The following is a 1,879-nucleotide window of genomic DNA, read 5'->3' as shown; positions in this document are numbered from 1 at the left end:
AGCTGACGAAGATGTGCATCGATCGTGGTCTCGATGCCGATATCCAGTCGTTGATGGTGATGGAGCATCTCGCTGTCGGTAATGCCCTGCAGTCCGAGGACGGCAAGGAAGGCGTCAACGCGTTCCTCGAGAAGCGGGAACCGGTCTGGACCGGACGCTGACCGTAGCCGTTTCGACGAGGAGACATCGATGAGTACGACGACGACGCCTGCGCTGCAGGGTAGCCGATGCGCAGACTGCGGCACTGTGGCATTCCCCGTGAGTGATGTATGCCGGAAATGCGGGCGTACGTCGATGGACACAATCGATCTTGGGCGCGAGGGAACGGTCTGGGCGTTCACCGTCCAGCGCTTCGCGCCCAAGTCTCCCCCGTACGTTCCGCCGGCAACGGGGTTCGTCCCCTTTGCCGTCGGGTACGTGGAACTTCCGGACGGGATCCGGGTGGAGGCCGTGCTCGACTGCGCAGGCTTCGAAGAGCTCGAGGACAATGCGGAGGTCACGCTGGTGGCCACTGATCCGGTGCCGCGCTTCGCGACTGCATCGGCTCGCGAAGGAGAACGATCATGACGGCGGTGAACATCATCGGAGCGGGCCTGTCCCGATTCGGTCGTCAACCGGACAAGACGGGACGCGGGCTCGCCGTGGAGGCGATCCACGCCGCACTCGGCGACGCGGGAATCCGATGGAGCGATGTTCAGGTCGCTTTCGGTGGCAGTGACGGCTCGGGGCTCGCGGACACTCTCGTGGCCGAGCTCGGGCTGACCGGCATTCCGTTCATCAATGTCAAGAACGGTTGCGCCACCGGAGGCAGCGCGCTGATCTCGGCGATCAACGCGATTCGTTCCGGCGCAGCCGACATCGCGCTCGCCGTCGGTTTCGACAAGCATCCGCGGGGGGCATTCGATCCGAAACCCGAGGACTGGGGACTGCCGACCGGCTACGGTGATGCGGGCTTGATGGTCACCACGCAGTTCTTCGGGATCAAGATTGCGCGCTACATGCGCGAATACGGCATCACCGGGTCGACCCTGGCGGCCGTCGCCGAGAAGGCGTACCACAACGGGTCGCTCAACCCGAATGCGTGGCGGCGTGAGGAAATGACCGCCGAGGTCATCGCCAATGCCGACATGGTCAATGATCCGCTGACGCGCTACATGTTCTGCTCGCCCGGTGAGGGCGGCGCCGCGATCGTCCTCGCGAGTGAGGCAGCGGCGGCCAAGCTCGACGCCCGCCCGGTGAAGCTTCTCTCCGCAGCGATCCGGACCCGCAGCTTCGGCTCCTTCGAGGTCTTCAGCCCCGCCATCCAGGGGTCGGGCGCGCCGAGCAGCGTGAGTGCCGACGCTGCACGCGCCGCGTTCGAGGCGGCGGGTGTCGGTCCCGGTGACATCGACGTCGCACAGCTGCAGGACACCGAGGCCGGTGCCGAGGTGATGCACATGGCCGAGTGCGGTTTCTGCGAGCACGGCGACCAGGAGAAGTGGATCGCCGAGCGCGAGACCGGTATCGACGGCCGACTGCCGGTCAACACCGACGGTGGCTGCATCGCGAACGGCGAACCGATCGGAGCGTCGGGTCTGCGTCAGGTGCACGAGATCGTCACCCAGTTGCGCGGTGAAGCCGGTGCCAGGCAGGTCCCGCGCCCACCCCGGTTGGGATTCACCCACGTCTACGGCGCTCCGGGCATCAGCGCCTGCACCGTCCTGTCCGTCTGAGGAGGCGAGATGACCAAGGCGCTACCCGAGATGGACGAGTTCGTCACGGCGGCACGGGAGTGGCTCGAGGGGGTCGCCGAGCCTCTGACGTCCCGCGCCTGGGGGGAGGGCTCGGATTCCGTTGCGGTCTTCGAGAACTGGACCGCCGAGCAGGAGCGCGAGGACAC

General features: G+C 66.3%; 2 protein-coding genes and 2 pseudogenes. All 4 read left to right on the top strand.

Translation table 11 applies throughout. The annotated features are described in order from the left end of the window. Window positions 1–161: pseudogene (locus WAW17_RS14940) on the top strand (enoyl-CoA hydratase/isomerase family protein); the annotation flags it as partial. A 28-nt stretch (window positions 162–189) separates the two neighbouring features. Further along, window positions 190–567, top strand: a complete 378-nt coding sequence (locus WAW17_RS14935) for a Zn-ribbon domain-containing OB-fold protein (RefSeq protein WP_422333734.1) — start codon at window positions 190–192, stop codon at window positions 565–567. Then, window positions 564–1,712 (top strand): thiolase family protein, encoded by a 1,149-nt coding sequence (locus tag WAW17_RS14930; protein WP_422333733.1) that lies wholly within the window; start codon window positions 564–566, stop codon window positions 1,710–1,712. Before WAW17_RS14935 ends, WAW17_RS14930 begins: the two co-directional genes overlap by 4 nt. Before the next feature lie 9 nt (window positions 1,713–1,721). Then, window positions 1,722–1,879: pseudogene (locus WAW17_RS14925) on the top strand (acyl-CoA dehydrogenase); the annotation flags it as partial.

The organism is Rhodococcus sp. (in: high G+C Gram-positive bacteria), from assembly GCF_049286785.1.
Taxonomy (GTDB): Bacteria; Actinomycetota; Actinomycetes; order Mycobacteriales; family Mycobacteriaceae; genus Rhodococcus_F.
This window is presented reverse-complemented; position numbering and strand designations above follow the sequence as displayed.

Coding starts and splice junctions, on each gene's coding strand:
- WAW17_RS14935 (WP_422333734.1), top strand. CDS start 190: ATGAGTACGACGACGACGCCTGCGCTGCAGGGTAGCCGATGCGCAGAC.
- WAW17_RS14930 (WP_422333733.1), top strand. CDS start 564: ATGACGGCGGTGAACATCATCGGAGCGGGCCTGTCCCGATTCGGTCGT.